At 33.8% G+C, this 1,264-nt stretch carries 2 protein-coding genes; both read left to right on the top strand.

What is annotated here, in order from left to right:
* Positions 1–77 precede the first annotated feature (77 nt).
* Positions 78–632 (top strand): thioredoxin family protein, encoded by a 555-nt coding sequence (locus tag E1171_RS01185; protein ID WP_155203274.1) that lies wholly within the window; start codon positions 78–80, stop codon positions 630–632.
* 106 nt (positions 633–738) lie between these two features.
* Entirely contained in the window at positions 739–996 is a 258-nt protein-coding gene (locus tag E1171_RS01180; RefSeq protein ID WP_155203272.1) for a hypothetical protein, read from the top strand.
* The last annotated feature ends 268 nt before the right edge of the window (positions 997–1,264 follow it).

The raw sequence follows: 1,264 nt of genomic DNA, 5'->3' as shown, positions 1-1,264 counted from the left end.
TCCCCAACCCCACCCAATTAATTTAACCGTATAAAGTAATAAAGAATTAGCATTTTATCAACATAAAACAAACAACAATGGAAACTTACACAACAGTTATTCCTCTGGGTTTCAAAGCCCCTGAATTCCAGTTACCCGACACAATCACTGGAAATATACTATCATTAAATCAATTAAAATCAGATAAAGCAACGGTTCTTATGTTTATTTGCAACCATTGCCCATTTGTTCAACATGTGGTGAATGAATTGGTTAGATTGGCAAACGATTACCTTCCAAAAGAAGTTTCTTTCATTGGCATCAGCTCCAATGACATCATTGCTTATCCCCAGGATTCTCCTAAAGAGATGAAAAAATTTGCCGAATTACATAAATTTTCATTTCCTTATCTTTATGATGAAACCCAAGAGGTCGCCAAAGCCTACCATGCGGCCTGCACACCCGATTTTAGTATTTTTGATAAGGACCTTTTGTGCGTATACAGAGGAAGAATGGACGGTTCAAGGCCTGGAAATAATATAGAAGTGGATGGGCGAGAAATTCGTTCTGCCTTAGATAATATTCTAAAGGGAGAGCCTGTCTCTAGCCAACAACTCCAAAGTGTCGGTTGTAACATAAAGTGGAAGAGTTAAACCCTTAAATGCTATTCATAAATTTTCAACAATTTCTTATCTGATATTTAATTAAAGTTGAATACTCTTCCCTCTACCAGCGTTATACTTAAAAAAGTAGAGCAAAATGGGTAAGATGTTAAAAGAGATAGAACAAAGTATCATTGAAAACTATCTTGAAATCGTAGAAAGACGTGATAATATCAACCAATTGTTGGTAGATAGAGAAAGTGAGGAAAGTTACAGCTTGAACCCTGACAAAAATGATGACACCGAAGCGTTAAGAGAATTAATTTACCTCAATGGGTGGATTGATGGTATGGTCAATACCTTAAAAATGATGGGTATAGAAAAATTTGATGCAGAGAACTTTAGGTTATTTTAAAGATCCTTTTTTTTAAACTTTAAGAATATTCCTTCAAAAAAGAAAAACACTTGAGGGTTACTTTACCTCAGATAGAAAAATCTATGGGGTTAAATTGACCATTATTTTCGCAAACAAAATCATAATCCAAAAACAACTAATCACTTTTGCCTTCCAATAATGTTAGATCATTATTAGACATCCCTCAATGTATCTCTTCATACATTTTAGGAACCCTTCTAAGAAAAATGGAAAAACAAGATAATGGGACAATATTTAGTTTTTTTTT

This window comes from Xanthovirga aplysinae (assembly GCF_009711365.1).
Classification (GTDB): domain Bacteria; phylum Bacteroidota; class Bacteroidia; order Cytophagales; family Cyclobacteriaceae; genus Xanthovirga; species Xanthovirga aplysinae.
This window is presented reverse-complemented; position numbering and strand designations above follow the sequence as displayed.